This window comes from Faecalibacterium butyricigenerans (genome assembly GCF_020687345.1).
GTDB lineage: Bacteria > Bacillota > Clostridia > Oscillospirales > Ruminococcaceae > Faecalibacterium > Faecalibacterium butyricigenerans.
Map to the genome: position 1 here is coordinate 92,375 of NZ_JAJEQL010000001.1, position 17,834 is coordinate 110,208.

A 17,834-nucleotide genomic window follows, 5' to 3' on the forward strand; every position below is an offset into this window, starting at 1 on the left:
AAGGACAGCAGGGGCAGGAATGGAACGAAATTTCGTTTAGAACAGGCCTGTGATCTTGCCGTCGGCGTCCACATCGATACCCACGGCAGCGGGCTTCTTGGGCAGGCCGGGCATGGTCATGATGTTTCCGCAGATGACCACCACGAAACCGGCACCCGCAGCCAGACGCACCTCACGCACCTCCATCGTAAAGCCGGTGGGCGCGCCGGTGAGCTTGGCATTGTCGCTGAAGCTGTACTGGGTCTTGGCGATGCAGACAGGCAGATCGCCGTAACCCATCTCCGTCAGCTCGGCCAGCGTCTTGGCGGCAGCAGCGCTGTAGCTCACGCCGTCGGCGCGGTAGATCTTCGTGGCGATGGCGCTGATCTTATCCTTCAGGGGCATCTCCAGCGGGTAGGTGTACTGGACGGAGCAGTCCTCCATGATGTCCAGCACCTTCTCTGCCAGCGCCTTGCCGCCCTCGCCGCCCTTGGCAAAGACTTCGCTCAGGACGCAGGGCACGCCCTGCTCGGCGCAGACCTGCTCGACGTAGGCCTGCTCCTCGGCGGTGTCAGTGGGGAAGGCGTTGATTGCCACCACCACGGGCAGACCGAAGCCGTTCTTCATGTTGTCGATGTGGCGGACGAGATTGGCTGCGCCCTTCTTGACGGCCTCGAGGTTGGGAGCGTTCAAGTCCGCCTTTGCCACACCGCCGTGGCTCTTGAGGGCGCGGAGGGTCGCCACCAGCACACAGGCGCTGGGTGCGATGCCCGCATAGCGGCACTTGATGTCAAGGAACTTTTCCGCGCCGAGGTCTGCGCCGAAGCCGGCCTCGGTGATGACGTAATCGGCCAGCGAGAGGCTGAGCTTGGTGGCCATGACACTGTTGCAGCCGTGGGCGATGTTGGCGAAGGGGCCGCCGTGGATGATGGCGGGGTTGTTCTCGAGGGTCTGGACGAGGTTGGGGTCGAGCGCATCCTTCAGCAGGGCGGTCATGGCACCGGCCGCGCCGATCTCCCCGGCGGTGACGGGCTTGCCGTCGTAGGTGTAGGCGCAGACGATCTTGGCGAGGCGCTCTTTCAGGTCGGAGATGCTGGTAGCGAGGCAGAAGATGGCCATGACCTCGCTGGCGACGGTGATGTCGAAGCCGTCCTCCCGGGGAGTGCCGTTGACCTTACCGCCCAGACCGTCCACGATGAAGCGGAGCTGACGGTCGTTCATGTCCATGCAGCGCTTCCAAGTGATGCGGCGGGGGTCAATGTTCAGGGGGTTGCCCTGCTGGATGCTGTTGTCGATCATCGCGGCCAGCAGGTTGTTGGCTGCGCCGATGGCGTGAAGGTCACCGGTGAAGTGGAGGTTGATGTCCTCCATCGGCACCACCTGCGCATAGCCGCCGCCGGCTGCGCCGCCCTTGACGCCAAAAACGGGGCCGAGGGAAGGCTCGCGGAGGCAGAGCATGGTCTTCTTGCCCAGCGCATTCATGGCGTCGGCCAGACCCACGCTGGTGGTCGTCTTGCCCTCGCCTGCGGGGGTGGGGCTGATGGCCGTGACGAGGATCAGCTTGCCCTGCTTCGAGGCCTTATGGATGAGGCGGTGGTTGATCTTGGCCTTGTAGCGGCCATAGGGGATCACGTCCTCGTCGGCAAGGCCCAGACCGGCGGCGATCTCTGCGATGGGCTTCATTTTGGCTTCCTGTGCGATCTCGATGTCAGACTTCATGTTCAGCATCCTCCTTGATAACAAAAAAGGCAGCTTTGCGCACCATTACGCAAGGCTGCCCAGACGGTCGGCAAAAAGCTTTTCTTCCCTTCCGCACTGTGGTGCTCCACAAGATCCGTCAGCAGAAGGGTCAGCTAACATCTAAAAGATAACACACCCGCGCAGGGTTTGTCAAGCACAAACGAAAAAAGACGCTCCCGCCTTGCAGCGAGAGCGCCTCTTTGTTCAAGAATCGAAATTCAAGAAGCCAACTTCGGGGAGATTAAATTACTTAACCTCAACCTTAGCGCCGGCATCCTCCAGCTTCTTCTTGATGTCGTCAGCCTCAGCCTTGGAAGCCTTCTCCTTGACAGCCTTGGGAGCGCCGTCAACGATAGCCTTAGCCTCCTTCAGGCCCAGACCGGTGATCTCCTTGACCAGCTTGATGACGCCCATCTTGCCAGCGCCAGCCTCGACCAGGATGACGTCGAACTCGGTCTTCTCTTCCTCAGCGGCAGCAGCAGCGCCAGCAGCAGCGGGAGCAGCAGCAGCAACAGCAGAAACGCCGAACTCCTCGCAGTATGCGTCGATCAGCTCTTTCAGCTCCAGAACGGACAGCTCCTTGACGGAGTCGATGATGGCAGTAATCTTCTCAGAAGCCATAGTAGTAACCCTCCAATATAAATGGTTTGTTGTTTGTTTCAGATGTGTTTTAAGCAGCGGTCATGCAGCCATTAGGCAGCAGGCTCCTCCTGCTTGTCGGCATAAGCCTGCATTGCAACAGCCAGACCAGACAGAGTGCTGGTGAGGGCGCCTGCAAACATGGACAGCATGCCTTCGCGGTTGGGCAGCTTTGCGATGGCGTTGGTCTCGGCAGCGTCCATGACCTTGCCCTCCATGAAGCCTGCCTTCACGACGAACTTCTTGGACTTATCGCCATCCTGATACTTGCACAGGATGCGGGCAGCGGACATGGGGTCCTCCTCGTGAGCAAAAGCGATAGCGGTATCGCCCTTGAACTGCTCAGCCAGGGCCTCCAGAGAAGTGCCCTTGACAGCCAGACGCAGCATGGTGTTCTTCACGACCATGTAATCGACGCCTGCCTCACGCAGCTCCTTACGGAGCTTGGTGTCGTTCTCGACGTTGATGCCGCCGTAAGCGACGACGCAGCCGGAAACCGCACTCTCAAACTTTGCCTTCAGATCAGCGACGTAAGCCTGCTTCTCAGAAAGAATCTTTGCACTGGGCATTCGGTTTCACCTCGTTTCAAAAACTTATATCGAAAGCTGGTGAGCAACGAAAAAAGCCTCTTTCCCGCACTTGGCCGAGAAAGAGGCATAAAGCAACTTTACGCACGTTTCTCGGCAGGCGGCATAGCCTTACGCTGGACTCCAGCACCTGCTGTCTCAAAAACAGCATAATTATTTTACCGCAAACGTGCGGAGTTGTCAAGTACTTTTTTGAATTTTTTCAAAAAAGTACTCTTGATCCAAAAATCAGACGCCGTACTTCAGGGTGTTGAGACGGATGCCAGGGCCCATGGTGGTGGCGATGGTAGCGCTCTTGAAGTAAGTGCCCTTTGCAGCGGCGGGCTTAGCCTTTGCAATGGCGCTCATGACGGTATCCAGGTTGGTGTACAGCTTCTCTGCACCGAAGGAAGCCTTGCCCACGGGGACATGGATGATGTTCTGCTTGTCCAGACGGTACTCGATCTTACCAGCCTTGGCCTCGGTGACTGCCTTGCCCAGATCGGGAGCGACAGTACCAGCCTTGGGGTTGGGCATCAGGCCGCGGGGGCCCAGCACCTTACCGAGACGGCCGACGCGGCCCATCATGTCGGGGGTGGTGACGACAACGTCGAAGTCCATGAAGCCGCCGGCGATCTTTGCGATCAGCTCATCATCACCGACAATATCAGCGCCGGCTGCCTCAGCAGCAGCGGCAGCAGCGCCCTTTGCGATGGCGCAGACGCGGACGGTCTTGCCGGTGCCGTTGGGCAGGACGACAGCGCCGCGGACCTGCTGGTCAGCGTGGCGGCCATCGACGCCCAGACGGACGTGCAGCTCGACGGTCTCGTCGAACTTGGCAGAAGCGGTCTTGCAAGCCAGCTCCAGAGCCTCGTTCACATCGTACATTTTAGTAGAATCGACCAGCTTTGCAGCGTCGACATAGTGCTTGCCATGTTTCATTGTATATCCTCCTGTGTGGTCATGCGGGCAGTGTTATGCCCTCCCACTGTTTATGTCTCAGCCCTCGACAGTGATGCCCATGGAACGGCAGGTGCCGCGGACCATGCTGCATGCAGCTTCCAGAGAAGCAGCGTTCAGGTCGGGCATCTTGGTCTTGGCGATCTCTTCCACCTGAGCGGCGGTCAGAGTAGCGACCTTTTCCTTGTTGGGCTTGCCGGAAGCGGTGTTGATGCCAGCGGCCTTCTTGATCAGAACAGCTGCCGGAGGAGTCTTGGTGATGAAGCTGAAGGAGCGGTCAGCGTAGACGGTGATGACGACGGGGATGACATAACCCATCTGGTTCTTCGTACGCTCGTTGAACTCCTTGGTGAAGGCCATGATGTTGACGCCCTTCTGACCCAGAGCAGGGCCAACAGGGGGAGCCGGAGTCGCCTTGCCGGCCTCGATCTGCAGCTTAATGTAGCCAGTAACTTTCTGTGCCATAGTAAATGCACCTCCAAAAATCTGTGGTGAGTTGCGGCGCGGTGTCTCCGCGCCTCCCACGAGCGCGCACCCGATGTGCACGCTCTATAAGAACCGCACTGCGGTCTTACCTTGGTAGAACGGTCTGTGCCGGTTGGTTACGGCAGCTCGACCTGCGCGATGTCCACCTCTGCGGGCGTCTCGCGGCCGAACATATTGACCTTGAGCTTGACTTTGAAGCTCTCGGTATCGATCCCCTCCACAAGGCCCATAAAGCCTTCCAGAGGGCCGGCGGTGATCTGCACGGTATCGCCGACTTTGAAATCGACGGTCAGCGGAGCCGCCTTCTCGACGCCCATCTTCTCCACTTCCTCAGCGGTCAGGGGGACAGGCTTCGAGGCAGGGCCGACGAAACCGGTGCAGCCGCGCGTGTTGCGCACGACATACCAAGTGTCGTCGTTCATGACCATCTTGACCAGAACGTAGCCGGGGAACAGCTTGTGCTCCACCATACGCTCCTTGCCGTCCTTGATCTCAGGGACCATCTCGGTCGGGACCTTGATGTCGCAGATCAGATCCTGCAGGCGGCGGTTCTCCACCATAGTCTGTAAGTCCGTTGCCACTTTGTTTTCGTAGCCGGAATAGGTATGCACGACATACCAAAGAGCCTCATTGGACTGCTCTTCCATTCTGGTTGACCCTCCGTTTCAAGATGATTCAAGCGCCGATGACAAGGCCCAGAACACCGCCGAAGACGGCATCCAGTGCGATCATCACGACGGCTGCGATCGCCACAGTCACGAGCACCACGACGGTGTTGGTCTTGATGTCCGCCTTAGACGGCCACACGACCTTTTTCAGCTCGCTCTTCGTGTCGCGGAAGAACTTTGCCGCATTTGCGGCAAAACCCTTCACGGCGGCCTTCATTCTGGCCACAAAGCCCGGCTTTTTCTCGGTTTTGTCTGCCATGATGTTGTCCGCCTTTCTTACTTGGTTTCGCGATGAACGGTGTGCTTCTTGCAGAAGCGGCAGTACTTCTTCATCTCGAGACGATCGGGGTTGTTCTTCTTGTTCTTCGTGGTGTTGTAGTTGCGCTGCTTGCACTCGGTGCAGGCCAGAGTGATTTTAACGGTCATTTGTTGACACCTCCATTATAACGGTTGTTTTGAACCTCCCTCGGCTTGCGGGTGTGCCCTCTAAACAGGCGCACTTAATAACCCCGCAAAAGAGGTGTTATCATTGTATCACGTCTTTTTCCATTCGTCAAGCGGAAATCCTGCGTTTTTTCTGGTTTTTTGCTTTTTCTTTCTCCCGGCCTGTCTGTGCAGCGGCGCTTGCATCCCGGACATAAATATTATATAATAAGTGTATCTATGGATATAGACTAAATTTTGGGCCTGTCTGCCGGGTGCAGCGGCCCTGAGATCAGGAGAGATCGATTATGTTATCCGATTCTGAACATAAAATGTGCGTCGTCGTCCTGTTCGGCGGGATGTCCAGTGAGCACGAGGTCAGCCGCGTGTCCGCCGGCACCTTCGTGGACCAGCTCGATCGCCAGCGCTACGAGCTGCTGACCATCGGCATCACGAAAGATGGCCGCTGGCTCTACACCGAAGCCACCTCGGCCCAGATGGCCGACGGCAGCTGGGAAGAGCTTCCGGGCAATATGCCCTGCGTGGTCAGCCCCGACCGCGCCGACCACGGCCTCATCCTCTTCACCCCCGCCGGGCAGGTGGAGAAGGTCCGCGCCGATGTGGTCATCCCCGTCCTCCACGGCCTGTGGGGCGAGGACGGCACCGTGCAGGGCCTGCTGGAGCTGGCCGGCATCCCCTACGTCGGCTGCGGCGTTCTGGCCAGCGCCGTCTGCATGGACAAGGCAGTGGCCAACGCTATGTTCGACGCTTCCGGCATCCCCCACACCAAGTGGCTCTCCGCCACCCGCTGGGAGATCGAGTGCGACCCCGAGGGCGTCTGTGACGGCGTCATCGCCAAGCTGGGCTGGCCCATCTTCGTCAAACCCGCCAACGCCGGTTCCAGCGTGGGCATCACCAAGGCCCACGACCGCACTGAGCTGAAGGAGGCCATCCGTCTGGCTTTGGCAAACGACCGCAAGGTGGTTTTCGAGGCCTTCGTGGACGGCCACGAGGTGGAGTGCGCCGTCATCGGCTCCGACCCCGCCGTCTCCACCCGCCCGGGCGAAATTCTGGCAGGTGCGGAATTCTACACCTACGACGACAAGTACAAGAACGGCGTCAGTCAGGTGGTCATCCCGGCAAAGCTGCCCGAAGAAAAGCTGGACGAGGTGAAGACCTACGCCGCCATGGCCTACACCGCACTGGGCTGCGAGGGTCTGGCCCGCTGCGACTTCTTCGTAGAGAAGAACACCGGCCGCGTCCTCATCAACGAGATCAACACCCTCCCCGGCTTTACCCCCATCAGTATGTATCCCAAGCTGATGGAGCACGAGGGCATCCCCGTGCCCGCCCTCATCGACCGCCTCATCGCTCTGGCTCTGGAAAGGACGGAAAAGCAGCATGGATAACCGTCCCATCGGCGTATTCGACAGCGGCCTTGGCGGGCTGACCGGCGTGCGGGAGCTGCGCAAGCGCCTCCCTCACGAGAACATCGTCTATTTCGGCGATACCGGCCGCGTCCCCTACGGCAGCCGCAGCCCTGAGACTATTTTGCAGTACGCCCGGCAGGACATCGCCTTCCTGCTGTCGAAGGATGTGAAGTGCATCATGGCCGCCTGCGGCACGGTGTCCAGCATCTACCCCGCCGCCGAGGCCGCGAAGCTCCCCGTCCCCTATCTGGGCGTCGTGGACGCCGCCGCCCGGGAGGCCGCCTTCGTCACCCGCAACCGCCGTATCGGTGTCATCGGCACGGCGGCCACCATCCGTTCCCGCAGTTATGAGACCCTGCTGCGGAAGCTTGTCCCCGGCGTGGAGATCACCGCCCGTCCCTGTCCCCTCTTCGTCCCCCTCGTGGAGGCCGGTTATGTGGACCACAGTGCCCTCGACAAGCAGCAGGTGACCCGTCTGGTCATCGCGCAGTATCTGGCCGAGGTGCGGGAGGCCGGGGTGGACACCCTCATCCTCGGCTGCACCCACTATCCCCTGCTCAAGGAGATGATCGGCTGGTACATGGGCAAGAACGTCACCCTCGTGGACCCGGCCCAGACCGCCGCCCATCATCTGGAACGGACGCTCAGCGAGCACGGCCTGAAGGGTGACCACGAAAAGGGCGAGGCCCATTTCTACGTCAGCGACGTGCCCGACAGCTTCGCCCAGACCGCCGACCTTTTCCTCGGGGAGTACAAGGGTGGACTCATCGATCAGGTCGCCATTGAAAAATACTGATAAGGACACAAAACTGTGAGCAGATCACCCATTGAAAATTACATCATCCGCATCAAAAGCTCCATCGACCAGTTCGACAACGAGGGCGTCATCCGCGAGGAGGACCGCGACCACATCGAGCTGATGACCCGGGGCAGCTTTACCAAAAAGAACGGCAGCTACTACATCTCCTACAAGGAGACACAGACCATCGGCTTCGAGGGCTGCACCACCACCATCAAGATCGCCGAGGACGGCAGCCGAGTGGCTCTTCTCCGCTTCGGGCGGGCCAACAGCCAGCTCCTCATCGAGCGCGACCGCCGCAACCTCTGTCACTATGAGACGGAGGTCGGCTCTCTGACGCTGGGCGTCACCGGCGACGGCATCGACTGTCAGCTGACCGAAAAAGGCGGCAGCGCCTCTTTCAGCTACCTGCTGGACGCCGACGATGCCCGCATCGTCAGCCGCAACACGCTGGAAATGACGGTACAGCACGTCAACTAAGGATATGCACCTCAAATGAAAGGAATCATACCAATGACCGACTTTGAAAAGACCTACCAGAACTACAACCCCCGGCAGACCGCGCTGGACGAGGCCCGTGCCCTGCTGACTGCCGCCGCCAAGGCCGCAATGGCCGACGGTGCTCTGCCCGAGGCTGAGCTGCCCACCTTCATCGTGGAGATCCCTGCCGACGTCAAGAACGGCGACATCGCTTCCAACATCGCCATGGCCGGTGCACGCACCTGGCGCAAGGCCCCCAAGATGATCGCCGACGCCCTCATCGCCCACCTGCCCGACCTGACCGGCGGCGTCTTCGCCAAGGTCGAGGTGGCCGGCCCCGGCTTCATCAACCTCTTCCTTGCCCCCTCCTTCTGGGCCGGCGTCGTGCTGGGTGCCTGCGCAAACAAGGAGTATGGCCGCACCGACCACGGCAAGGGCGCAAAGTACAATGTGGAGTTCGTCTCTGCCAACCCCACCGGCCCCATGCACATGGGCAACGCCCGCGGCGGCGCTCTGGGCGACTGTCTGGCCGCTGTCCTCGACTGGTCGGGCTACGACGTGACCCGCGAGTTCTATATCAATGACGCGGGCAACCAGATCCAGAAGTTCGGCAAGAGCCTCGCCGTCCGCTATCTCCAGCAGTACTGCGGCGAGGAGGCCTATCCCCTGCCCGCCGAGTGCTATCAGGGCGGCGACATCAAGGTTCTGGCCGGCGAGTTTGCCGAGCAGAACGGTGACAAGTACGTTGCTGCCTGCAAGGGGATGGACGAGGAGACCCTCTTTGAAAGCGAGGCCTTCGCCGCCCTCAAGGACGCCCTCGTGGCCTACGCCCTGCCCAAGAACATCGCTGCCCTCAAGCGCGACCTCGGCAAGTACCGCATCGACTACGACGTCTGGTTCCACGAGAGCACCCTCCACGAGTCCGGCGCTGTGCTGGCCGTGGTGAACAAGCTGCTGGAGCTGGGGGCCTGCTATAAGGCCGAGGACGGCGCTGTGATGTACCGCAGCGCCCAGTACGCCGCCAAGTACGGCACCGTCAACAAGAAGAAGACCGACGACGGCACCGAGGAGGAGGCCAAGGACGAGGTCCTCGTCCGCGCCAACGGCATCCCCACCTACTTTGCCGCCGACATCGCCTACCACTACAACAAGCTGGCCACCCGCGGCTTTGCTAAGGCCATCGACGTCTGGGGTGCAGACCACCACGGCCATGTCGCCCGCATGAAGGGCGCTATGGACGCCATCGGCCTCCACGGCGAGGATCTCGACGTCGTCCTGATGCAGATGGTCAACCTAATGCGGGACGGCCAGCCCGTCCGTATGTCCAAGCGCACCGGCAACGCCATCACCCTGACCGACCTGCTGGAAGAGGTGCCCATCGACAGCGCCCGCTTCCTGTTCAATATGCACGACGCCGGCAGCGGCATCGACTTCGACCTCGATCAGGCCGTCAAGACCGACAACGACAACCCGGTCTACTACGTCCAGTACGCACACGCCCGCATCTGCTCCATCCTTAAGAAGATGGAGAGCGAAGGCGTGGCCTTCGCAGGCGCGGAGCAGATCGACGCCACCCTGTTGACCGAGCCGTCTGAGATGGACCTCATCCGGATGCTGGCCGCCTACCCGCAGGAGATCGTCATGGCCGCCGAGAAGTACGACCCCAGCCGCATCAACCGCTTCGTCATCGACCTCGCCAGCGCCTTCCACCGCTTCTACGGCAGCTGCCGCATTCAGGGCGCAGACCCCGCCGTCCAGCAGGCCCGTCTGGCCCTCTGCATCGGCGTCAAGAATGTCATCTTCAACGCACTGACCATGTTCAAGATCAATGTCCCTGAGAAGATGTAAGCCGCCTCTCCGTACCTTATAAGATAAGCAAAGCGCCCCCGGAGCTTGAACAAGTTCCGGGGGCGCTTTTTGGCTTGTGTTTTCCGAAACGGCGGCGGGGCTTACTCCTCCGTCACCTCAAAGTCCAGCGGCTTGCCGCAGTTGGGGCAGACAGGCTCGCCATCCAGCAGGGCTTCCTCGTCCACAACGGAGGTCGCGCCGCAGGCGGGGCAGGTCACTTCGTACTGCACCGGACCGTCCTGCTCGGCTGCTTCGTCGTCCTCGGGGTCTTCCAGTGCGACCTCAAAGGCCACCTTGCAGCTGGGGCAGATGGCTTCGCCCACGTCGAGGTCATCCTCGCTCACATAGACGGTCTTGCCACAGGCCGGGCAGGCCACCTCGTAGTAAGGCTCACCTGCCACATCCGCGTTGTCGTCGGCCTCGGTCTCGTCGTCAGAGTCGTCCTCCTCTTCCTCGTCCTCGGCGTCGTCCTCTTCGTACAGGTCTGCTTCAAGGTCTTCCAGCTCTTCGCTCAGGTCGTTGATCTGGTCGTAGGCATGGGTGACATCCTCGTCGATGCTGTCCACAGTCTCGGCCATCTCGCTCAGCAGCTCGCTCATAGCCTTGATGACCTTGCCCTCTTTGGTGCTCTCATCAATGCCAAGGCCATCGATCAGGCCCTTCAGGTATGCAGCTTTTTCCTTCATAGGGAATACCTCCTATCGCAAAACAGCATTTTATGAAAAAACCGGGCAAACGGTTGCCCGCTGCCCGGTCTTATCGATAACGTATCAGACGCGCTCCATATACTCGCCCGTGCGGGTATCGATGCGGATGTGGTCGCCCTCGTTGATGAACAGGGGGACGCGGATCTCAGCACCGGTCTCGACGGTAGCGGGCTTCAGGGTGTTGGTGGCAGTGTTGCCCTTGACGCCCGGCTCGGTCTGGGTGACTTCCAGCTCGATGAAGTTGGGGATCTCAACGCTGAAGACCTTGCCCTTGTAGCTCAGCAGCTTGCACAGCTCGTTCTCCTTGCAGAACTTGAAGTTATCGGGCACATCGCTTGCGTTGACGGGGATGTCATCGTAAGTCTCGTTGTCCATGAAGTGGTACAGGTCACCATCCTCATAGCTGTAGGTCACGTCCTTGCGCTCGATGAAAGCCTGCGGGAACTTAGCGGTCGGGTTGTAGCTGGTCTCGACCACAGAGCCGGTGATGACGTTCTTGGTCTTGGTGCGGACAAAGGCAGCGCCCTTGCCGGGCTTGACGTGCTGGAACTCGACGACCTGAAGAACCTGGCCGTCCTGCTCAAAGGTCACGCCATTGCGAAACTCGCCTGCAGAAATCATAGGAATTCCTCCATTAGTTTAATGTCTCAGATGCATTACGCATATCTCTATTTATTTTACCCAATCCCGCGCCGTTTGGCAAGGGGTTTCGGCAAAAAAGACGCTGAAAATAGCAAAAAGTGCAAAGAGGTCATCCCTTCGCCTCTTGATACATCCTCTTCATCGCCTGCGCATCCTCGGCCTGCGTGCCGGCGCTCTCGCAGATGATGACCGGTGCGAGCCTGCGCTCGGCCAGCAGCTCCATCAGGGGCTGCGGCTCAGGGCCGAACTGAGTCTGCGCAAAGGTCCAGTGGCGTTTCTCGCCCCCGGCGGAGAACTCGATGCGGGAGAAGTGGACGTGGAAGCGCTGGGCACGCTCATCTCCCAGTGCCTCACCCAGATGGTCGAGGAGGACGGCGTAGTCCGCCTTGGACTGGATGCCGCCCAGCGTCCGGGCGTTCAGGTGGCCGAAGTCGATGCAGGGCGTGATGCGCTCATCCACCCCGCAGAGGGCCAGCACCTCGTCCAGCGTGCCCAGCTGGCCGATCTTCCCCATGGTCTCGGGGCAGAGGGTCATATCGCCGTAGCCCGCTTCATCCAGCGCTTCCACAGCCCGGCGCATGGTGTCCAGCGCCTTTTCGAGGGCAGCTTCCCGGCTCTGTCTGCCGCAGCTGCCCGAGTGGAAGATGATCCGCCTGCCGCCCAGCGCCCGGCAGACCTCGGCGCTCTGGAGGAGGTAGCGGACGCTGTTCAGCCGCTTTTCTTCCTCAAGGCTGGACATACTGATATAATAAGGTGCGTGGACGCTGAACAGAATGCCCCGCTCTGCGGCGTCTGCGGCCATCCTCCGGGCCTTATCCACCCCGAGGCGGACGCCGTGGCCGCACTGGTACTCAAAAGCGTCCAGCCCCATCTCTGCCGTGTAGGCGGGGATGTCGAGGCTGGTCTTGTAGCCCTTGGCCTCGAAGCTGTCGCTGGTACCGGCGGTGCCGAACCGTATTTTCCAATCACACTCGCTCACAGCGTCTTCCCTCCCCGGTCGTAATACTCCTGCCAGTGGCGCTTTTCCCACTTGCGCTTGAGCACCACCTGTGCGCCGAGGTCAGGGCCGCGGGGAATGACCATCAGCCCCGGGATGCCGTAGAGGGCCGCCGCCATCCGGTCGGCGTAGAGCTGGTCGCCCACCATCGCCATCTCCCGGCGCTTCACGCCCATCCGGCGGCGGGCCGCCATCAGGGCGAAGGGCAGGGGCTTTGCCGAGCGATAGAGATAGGCCAGCCCCAGCTTCTGGGCGAAGGGGCGGACCCGCTTCTCTGCGCCGTTGGAGACGATGGTAAGGCCGATGCCGGCCTCCCGCATCCGGGTCAGCCACCCGGCCACCTCGTCGGGCAGCTCCTGACTGCGGTCGGCGGTGAGGGTGTTGTCGATGTCCAGCACAAGGGCGCGGATTCCCTTTTCTGCCAGAAACTCCAGGGTGATGTGGGTGACATCCTTAAACACATATTCGGGCGTGATCAGCATAACGGCTTTCCCTTTCTCTGCTCTCTGCCGTAAATGAAAATAGAGGAGCCTGAAGTTCAGGCTCCTCTACATCGGCGTTAGCAACGCGTTTGAAATCTAAAGCAACAATGCGATTCCAAGCAGTTAATTACTTGAACTTACGCTTGCGGGCTGCTTCGGACTTCTTCTTGCGCTTAACAGACGGCTTCTCGTAAGCCTCGCGCTTACGGACCTCTGCGAGCACACCGCTGCGGGCAGTGCTACGCTTGAAGCGACGCAGTGCGCTCTCCAGCGACTCGCCCTCTTTAACACGAATTTCCGACATCTTATTCCCTCCCTTGGACCGTGAGGCAGGAATTTCGTTGTTACATGGTAACTAACAGTAGACAGTATAGCGCATTTTCATGCGTTCGTCAACCTTTTTCAGAAAGTTTTTTTGAAAAAACTTTAGCCCTTGACTGCCAGATTGACCAGACGGCCCTTGACGTAGATCTCCTTCACCACAGTCTTGCCAGCCAGAGCCTCGGCGACGGCCGGGTCAGCCTTTGCGGCGGCGATGGCGTCCTCAGAGGTGATGTCTGCGGCCACCTTCAGACGGGCCTTGACCTTGCCGTTGACCTGCACGGCGATCTCCACGGTGGACTCGACGCACTTGGCCTCCTCGTACTTGGGCCAGGGATAGTAGGCCAGCTGCTCGTCGTGGCTGTGGCCCAGCTTCTCCCACAGCTCCTCGGTCATATGGGGAGCGAAGGGGTTCAGCAGCTGGACGACGGTCTCGAACTCAGCCTTGGTCGCGCCGCCGTTGTCGTACAGAGCGTTCACCAGCGTCATCAGCTGGGCGATGGCGGTGTTCATCTTCAGGCCCTCGATGTCCGCGCCCACCTTCTTGATGGTCTGGTGCATCAGGGTCTCGATCTGAGGACGGTAGCCCTCGCCCTCCACCAGCTTGTCGGACAGTGCCCACATGCGGTCGAGGAAGCGGTTGCAGCCTGCGATGGCCGAGGTCTGCCACGGTGCAGCCTGCTCGAAGTCGCCCATGAACATCTCATACAGACGCATGGTGTCGGCACCGTAGGTATCCACCACCTCATCGGGGTTGATGACGTTGCCCAGAGACTTGGACATCTTGACGATAGGATGGCGGGCCATCTCGCCGTACTTCTCCTCCAGCGCCTTCTCGGCGGCCTTCTGGCTGCCGTACTCCTTCAGCAGCTTCTCCTGCTCCTCAGCGGGCAGGTTGACGAAGCTGTGGGGGTTCAGGCCGAGGATCATGCCGTGGGCCGTGCGCTTCTGATAAGGCTCTGCGGTGGGCACGACGCCGATGTCGTAGAGGAACTTATGCCAGAAGCGGCTGTAGAGCAGATGCAGGGTGGTGTGCTCCATGCCGCCGTTGTACCAGTCCACCGGAGACCAGTATTCCAGCGCCTCCTTGGAAGCGATGGCGTCCTTGCAGTGAGGATCCATATAGCGCAGGAAATACCAGGAGGAACCGGCCCACTGCGGCATGGTGTCGGTCTCGCGGGTGGCAGGGCCGCCGCAGCAGGGGCAGGTGGTCTTGACCCAGTCGGTATGACGGGCCAGCGGAGATTCGCCATCGGGGCCCGGCTCAAAGTCGGTGATGTCGGGCAGGGTCAGAGGCAGGCTGCTCTCGGGCAGGGGCTGCCAGCCGCACTTCTCGCACTTGACCATCGGGATCGGCTCGCCCCAGTAGCGCTGACGGCTGAAGACCCAGTCGCGGAGCTTGTAGTTGACCTTATCCTGCCCCTTGCCGTTGGCTTCCAGCCACTCGATCATCTTTTTCTTGGCGTCGGTGACAGACAGGCCATCGAGGAAGCCGGAGTTGACCAGCGTACCGGTGGCCACATCGGTGAAGGCCGCCTCGTCGAGGTTGGAGGGGGTGTTGCCCTTGACGACCTCGATGATGGGCAGGCCGAACTTCTTGGCGAACTCCCAGTCACGGGTGTCGTGGGCAGGCACGGCCATGATGGCGCCGGTACCGTAGGTGGACAGGACGTAGTCGGAGATGAAGATGGGGATCTCCTTGTCGTTGACGGGGTTGATACCCATGACGCCTTCCAGACGGACGCCGGTCTTCTCCTTGTTCAGCTCGCTGCGCTCAAAGTCGCTCTTGCGGGCCGCCTCGGCCTGATAGGCTTTGACTGCGTCGGCGTTCTTGAGGATGCCCTTTTCCAGCCACTCCTTGACGATGGCGTGCTCGGGAGAGACGACCATGTAGGTCGCACCGAACAGGGTATCGCAGCGGGTGGTGTAGACGGTGAGGGTATCGCCTGCGGTGGTGCCGAAGTTGACCTCTGCGCCGTGGCTGCGGCCGATCCAGTTCTTCTGCTGGGTGGCGACGCGCTCGATGTAATCCAGACCATCCAGACCGTCGATGAGCTTGTCGGCATAGGCGGTGATCTTCAGCATCCACTGGCTCTTGACGCGGTGGACGACCTCGCTGCCGCAGCGCTCGCAGACGCCGTTGACGACCTCTTCGTTCGCCAGTACGCACTTGCAGCCGGTGCACCAGTTGACGTTCATTTCCTTCTTGTAGGCCAGACCCTTCTTGTACAGCTGCAGGAAGATCCACTGGGTCCACTTGTAGTACTCGGGGTCAGTGGTGTTGATCTCACGGTCCCAGTCGAAGGAGAAGCCCAGAGCCTTCAGCTGCTGGCGGAAGTGGTCCACATTGTTCTTGGTGACGATGGCCGGGTGGATGTGGTTCTTCATGGCGAAGTTCTCGGTGGGCAGACCAAAAGCGTCCCAGCCCATCGGGTAGAGCACGTTATAGCCGTTCTGGCGGCGCTTGCGGCTCACGACATCCAGCGCAGTGTAGCTGCGGGGATGGCCAACGTGCAGGCCCGCACCCGAGGGGTACGGGAACTCCACCAGTGCATAGAACTTGGGCTTGGCATGGTCGATCTCAACGTGGAAGGTCTTTTCGTCCTCCCACACCTTCTGCCACTTGGCCTCCACGGCCTTGTAATCATACTTCATTTTTGTAATCAGCTCCAGACTTTCTTTGCTACAAAATATTCAGGCGGCTTGCCCTCTCAGGCCGCTTCGCGTCCAGCTCCCCCAAAGGGGGAGCCAGAAGCCTCTCCCTTTGGGAGAGGTGGCAGCGCGCAGCGCTGACGGAGAGGGCAAGGCCGTTCTCCTTACAGACTGTTATCCGGGGTCAGATACTCCGAGATGTCGATGGGTTCGCCGTCGGCCCACAGGTGCTCGAGGTCGTAGTAGGTGCGGGTGTTGGGCACGAAGACATGGACGATGACGCTGGAATAGTCCAGCAGCACCCAGTTCTTGGAGTCGAAGCCCTCGGTGGTGTGCGGCTCGATGCCGCTCTGGGAAAGCTCGTACTCCACCTCATCGGCCAGAGAGCCGACCTGTGTGGTGGACGTACCGGAAGCGATGACGAAGTAGTCGGTGAGGACAGTCAGGCTGTCCACCTTGAGCACCCGCACGTCCTGCGCCTTCTTCTTGTCGAGGATCTTTGCGATCTCAATGGCAAGGGTCTTGCTGTCGATGTTCTTATCCATAGATGTTTCTCCTTATCATTGTCCGACCGGCTGACCGTCGGTGGTGGTCGCGCCTGCCACATCGGTGTCGCCGCTGAGGATGGCGTCGTCCGACTCCTTATCCAGCTGGCCCACGAACTGGACGTTGGCGCTGGTGGAGGCGGTGCCGTGGGGCCAGCTGTCCGTCACGAGGTTCAGCTCGTCGGCACTCACCGGGCCGGTATAATTGCGGAAATAGGTGTTGAGCAGCTCTGCGATGGAACCGGCGTCCGGCACCACACAGGAGTAGCCGTCAAAGCTCTCGGTCGCGCCCACATTGGGCACGCCCATGAAAACAGGGGTCTGCGCCAGCATGATGTTGGCGCTGTCGATGCGGGTGAAGGACACCAGCATCTTGGCGATGGTGGTCAGATCCATATCCGTGTGGATATAGTTGTTGAAGACCAGCGGCAGCTGGTTGAGCACGTCAGTGATGCCCATGCTGCGCACCCGCTTGAACAGGCCGGCGTAGAAGTAGCGCTGCATATTCAGGCGGTCGATGTCCGAGTTGGAGTAGCCCTGACCGTGGCGGCAGCGGACGAAGAACTCCGCCGATGTGCCGTCCAGATTGCGGTAGCCCTTCTTGAGAGCGCTGCCTGCAAAGGACATATCGTGGGGGATATAGACCTCGATGCCGCCGAAGTTGTCCACCATCTCCACCAGCGCCTGCATATCCACCGTCACATAGTAGTCGATGGGCAGCTTGTACTGGTCATAGATGACCTCAGCCAGCGCTGCGATGCTGCCGCCGTTGGACAGGGCCACGGAGTTGATCTGATAGTTGGTGGCAGCGTAGGTCTTGCCGTTCGAAAGGGCGACCTTGCGGCTCTTGGCGGTCACGAGGCTGTTGCGGGGGATCTGCAGCATCCGCAGCGCACCGCCCTTGATGTCGAACTGGCAGTAGAGGATCATGTCCGTCATGCCGTCGTTGGAGGTGGGGTCGTTGGAGTAGTTGCGGCCCTCCTCGTAGTCGATGCCGCAGACGAGGATGTTCACCACATCGCCCTTGTATTCCTCGAGGGTCTGGATCTCCTCGATGATGGAGGGAGCATCCTCCTCCGGGCGGATATTCTCCTCCACCCGGTTCACCATGCTGGCGGCATACACCACCACGCCTGAGATGACGGCCAGCACCGCCAGCGTCACGACCAGCGGGAGCCAGAGCGGGGTCTTTTTCTTCTTTTTGCGGCGGCGGGGCGGCTCGCTTCTGCCTGCGGGAGACGGGGCACGGGGCGGCTTTGCGCCGCCGCCTGCGCCTGCGCGGCGCAGCGGCTCTGCGGGTCCTTCCTCTGCAAAGAAGTCCGGCTGGGCAGGCTGCACAGGCCGGGACGCGGAGGCTTTTTCGGCCCGCTGTTCCGTCGGGCGGTTGAGTGAACGGTCTGTCTTGATATGACGCGGATTCTGACTCATTCCATCTTATTCCTTCCAAGCGTTTTAGGGAGCAGGCCGGCC

General features: G+C 60.5%; 20 protein-coding genes, 1 riboswitch and 1 other annotated feature. Of the genes, 4 read left to right on the forward strand and 16 right to left on the reverse strand.

Translation table 11 applies throughout. The annotated features are described in order from the left end of the window. Positions 1-36 precede the first annotated feature (36 nt). From LKD23_RS00440 to rpmG, 8 genes are all read right to left on the reverse strand, one after another. Positions 37-1,698, reverse strand: coding sequence for a formate--tetrahydrofolate ligase (locus tag LKD23_RS00440; RefSeq protein ID WP_227619840.1), 1,662 nt, complete (start codon positions 1,696-1,698; stop codon positions 37-39). A gap of 50 nt (positions 1,699-1,748) precedes the next feature. Further along, positions 1,749-1,834, reverse strand: a riboswitch (ZMP/ZTP riboswitch). A gap of 131 nt (positions 1,835-1,965) precedes the next feature. Next, positions 1,966-2,340, reverse strand: a complete 375-nt coding sequence (rplL, locus tag LKD23_RS00445) for a 50S ribosomal protein L7/L12 (RefSeq protein ID WP_227619841.1) — start codon at positions 2,338-2,340, stop codon at positions 1,966-1,968. Between the two features lie 71 nt (positions 2,341-2,411). After that, positions 2,412-2,927 (reverse strand): 50S ribosomal protein L10, encoded by a 516-nt coding sequence (gene rplJ, locus LKD23_RS00450; RefSeq protein ID WP_227619842.1) that lies wholly within the window; start codon positions 2,925-2,927, stop codon positions 2,412-2,414. Positions 2,928-2,967: 40 nt separating this feature from the next. Continuing rightward, positions 2,968-3,106 (reverse strand) — a sequence feature (ribosomal protein L10 leader region). Between the two features lie 67 nt (positions 3,107-3,173). Next, positions 3,174-3,866, reverse strand: coding sequence for a 50S ribosomal protein L1 (gene rplA / locus LKD23_RS00455; RefSeq protein WP_227619843.1), 693 nt, complete (start codon positions 3,864-3,866; stop codon positions 3,174-3,176). 57 nt (positions 3,867-3,923) lie between these two features. Further along, a complete protein-coding gene (gene rplK, locus LKD23_RS00460) occupies positions 3,924-4,349 on the reverse strand; it encodes a 50S ribosomal protein L11 (RefSeq protein ID WP_227619844.1) in 426 nt (141 codons plus the stop codon). 137 nt (positions 4,350-4,486) lie between these two features. Continuing rightward, positions 4,487-5,017, reverse strand: coding sequence for a transcription termination/antitermination protein NusG (gene nusG, locus LKD23_RS00465; RefSeq protein WP_022257697.1), 531 nt, complete (start codon positions 5,015-5,017; stop codon positions 4,487-4,489). 28 nt (positions 5,018-5,045) lie between these two features. Continuing rightward, on the reverse strand, positions 5,046-5,297 hold the full coding sequence (secE, locus tag LKD23_RS00470) for a preprotein translocase subunit SecE (protein WP_227619845.1): 252 nt from the start codon (positions 5,295-5,297) through the stop codon (positions 5,046-5,048). Between the two features lie 17 nt (positions 5,298-5,314). After that, on the reverse strand, positions 5,315-5,464 hold the full coding sequence (rpmG, locus tag LKD23_RS00475) for a 50S ribosomal protein L33 (protein ID WP_005920501.1): 150 nt from the start codon (positions 5,462-5,464) through the stop codon (positions 5,315-5,317). Between the two features lie 305 nt (positions 5,465-5,769). Between rpmG and LKD23_RS00480 the strand changes: the two genes are divergently transcribed. Genes LKD23_RS00480 through argS form a run of 4 tightly spaced genes read left to right on the forward strand, consistent with a single transcriptional unit; the run spans position 5,770 to position 10,018 of the window. After that, complete coding sequence (locus LKD23_RS00480; RefSeq protein WP_227619846.1) at positions 5,770-6,870, forward strand: D-alanine--D-alanine ligase family protein; 1,101 nt, start codon at positions 5,770-5,772, stop codon at positions 6,868-6,870. Further along, positions 6,863-7,687 carry a glutamate racemase gene (gene murI, locus LKD23_RS00485; RefSeq protein ID WP_227619847.1) on the forward strand — a complete coding sequence of 275 codons (825 nt, stop codon included), beginning with the start codon at positions 6,863-6,865 and terminating at the stop codon, positions 7,685-7,687. Before LKD23_RS00480 ends, murI begins: the two co-directional genes overlap by 8 nt. Positions 7,688-7,702: 15 nt before the next feature. Continuing rightward, positions 7,703-8,170, forward strand: a complete 468-nt coding sequence (locus tag LKD23_RS00490) for a YwiB family protein (RefSeq protein ID WP_227619848.1) — start codon at positions 7,703-7,705, stop codon at positions 8,168-8,170. A gap of 33 nt (positions 8,171-8,203) precedes the next feature. Beyond that, positions 8,204-10,018 carry an arginine--tRNA ligase gene (argS, locus tag LKD23_RS00495; protein WP_227619849.1) on the forward strand — a complete coding sequence of 605 codons (1,815 nt, stop codon included), beginning with the start codon at positions 8,204-8,206 and terminating at the stop codon, positions 10,016-10,018. Between the two features lie 101 nt (positions 10,019-10,119). Here argS and LKD23_RS00500 read toward each other — a convergent pair whose 3' ends face one another. The 8 genes from LKD23_RS00500 to LKD23_RS00535 all read right to left on the reverse strand — a co-directional run bounded on the left by LKD23_RS00500 (position 10,120) and on the right by LKD23_RS00535 (position 17,792). Further along, a complete protein-coding gene (locus tag LKD23_RS00500) occupies positions 10,120-10,704 on the reverse strand; it encodes a CD1247 N-terminal domain-containing protein (protein ID WP_227619850.1) in 585 nt (194 codons plus the stop codon). 84 nt (positions 10,705-10,788) lie between these two features. Further along, positions 10,789-11,346 (reverse strand): elongation factor P, encoded by a 558-nt coding sequence (gene efp / locus LKD23_RS00505; protein WP_015563681.1) that lies wholly within the window; start codon positions 11,344-11,346, stop codon positions 10,789-10,791. Between the two features lie 130 nt (positions 11,347-11,476). Then, positions 11,477-12,346, reverse strand: a complete 870-nt coding sequence (locus LKD23_RS00510; protein WP_227619851.1) for a TIM barrel protein — start codon at positions 12,344-12,346, stop codon at positions 11,477-11,479. Then, positions 12,343-12,846: a YqeG family HAD IIIA-type phosphatase gene (locus LKD23_RS00515; protein ID WP_227619852.1), complete on the reverse strand. Its 504-nt coding sequence runs from the start codon at positions 12,844-12,846 to the stop codon at positions 12,343-12,345. The genes LKD23_RS00510 and LKD23_RS00515 overlap by 4 nt, the downstream gene beginning before the upstream one ends. Before the next feature lie 127 nt (positions 12,847-12,973). Further along, positions 12,974-13,150 (reverse strand): 30S ribosomal protein S21, encoded by a 177-nt coding sequence (gene rpsU, locus LKD23_RS00520; RefSeq protein WP_005928271.1) that lies wholly within the window; start codon positions 13,148-13,150, stop codon positions 12,974-12,976. 122 nt (positions 13,151-13,272) lie between these two features. Beyond that, positions 13,273-15,822: a leucine--tRNA ligase gene (gene leuS / locus LKD23_RS00525; RefSeq protein ID WP_227619853.1), complete on the reverse strand. Its 2,550-nt coding sequence runs from the start codon at positions 15,820-15,822 to the stop codon at positions 13,273-13,275. 161 nt (positions 15,823-15,983) lie between these two features. Then, complete coding sequence (gene rsfS, locus LKD23_RS00530; RefSeq protein WP_149793852.1) at positions 15,984-16,364, reverse strand: ribosome silencing factor; 381 nt, start codon at positions 16,362-16,364, stop codon at positions 15,984-15,986. Positions 16,365-16,379: 15 nt separating this feature from the next. Continuing rightward, entirely contained in the window at positions 16,380-17,792 is a 1,413-nt protein-coding gene (locus LKD23_RS00535) for an LCP family protein (protein WP_227619854.1), read from the reverse strand. Positions 17,793-17,834 lie beyond the last annotated feature (42 nt).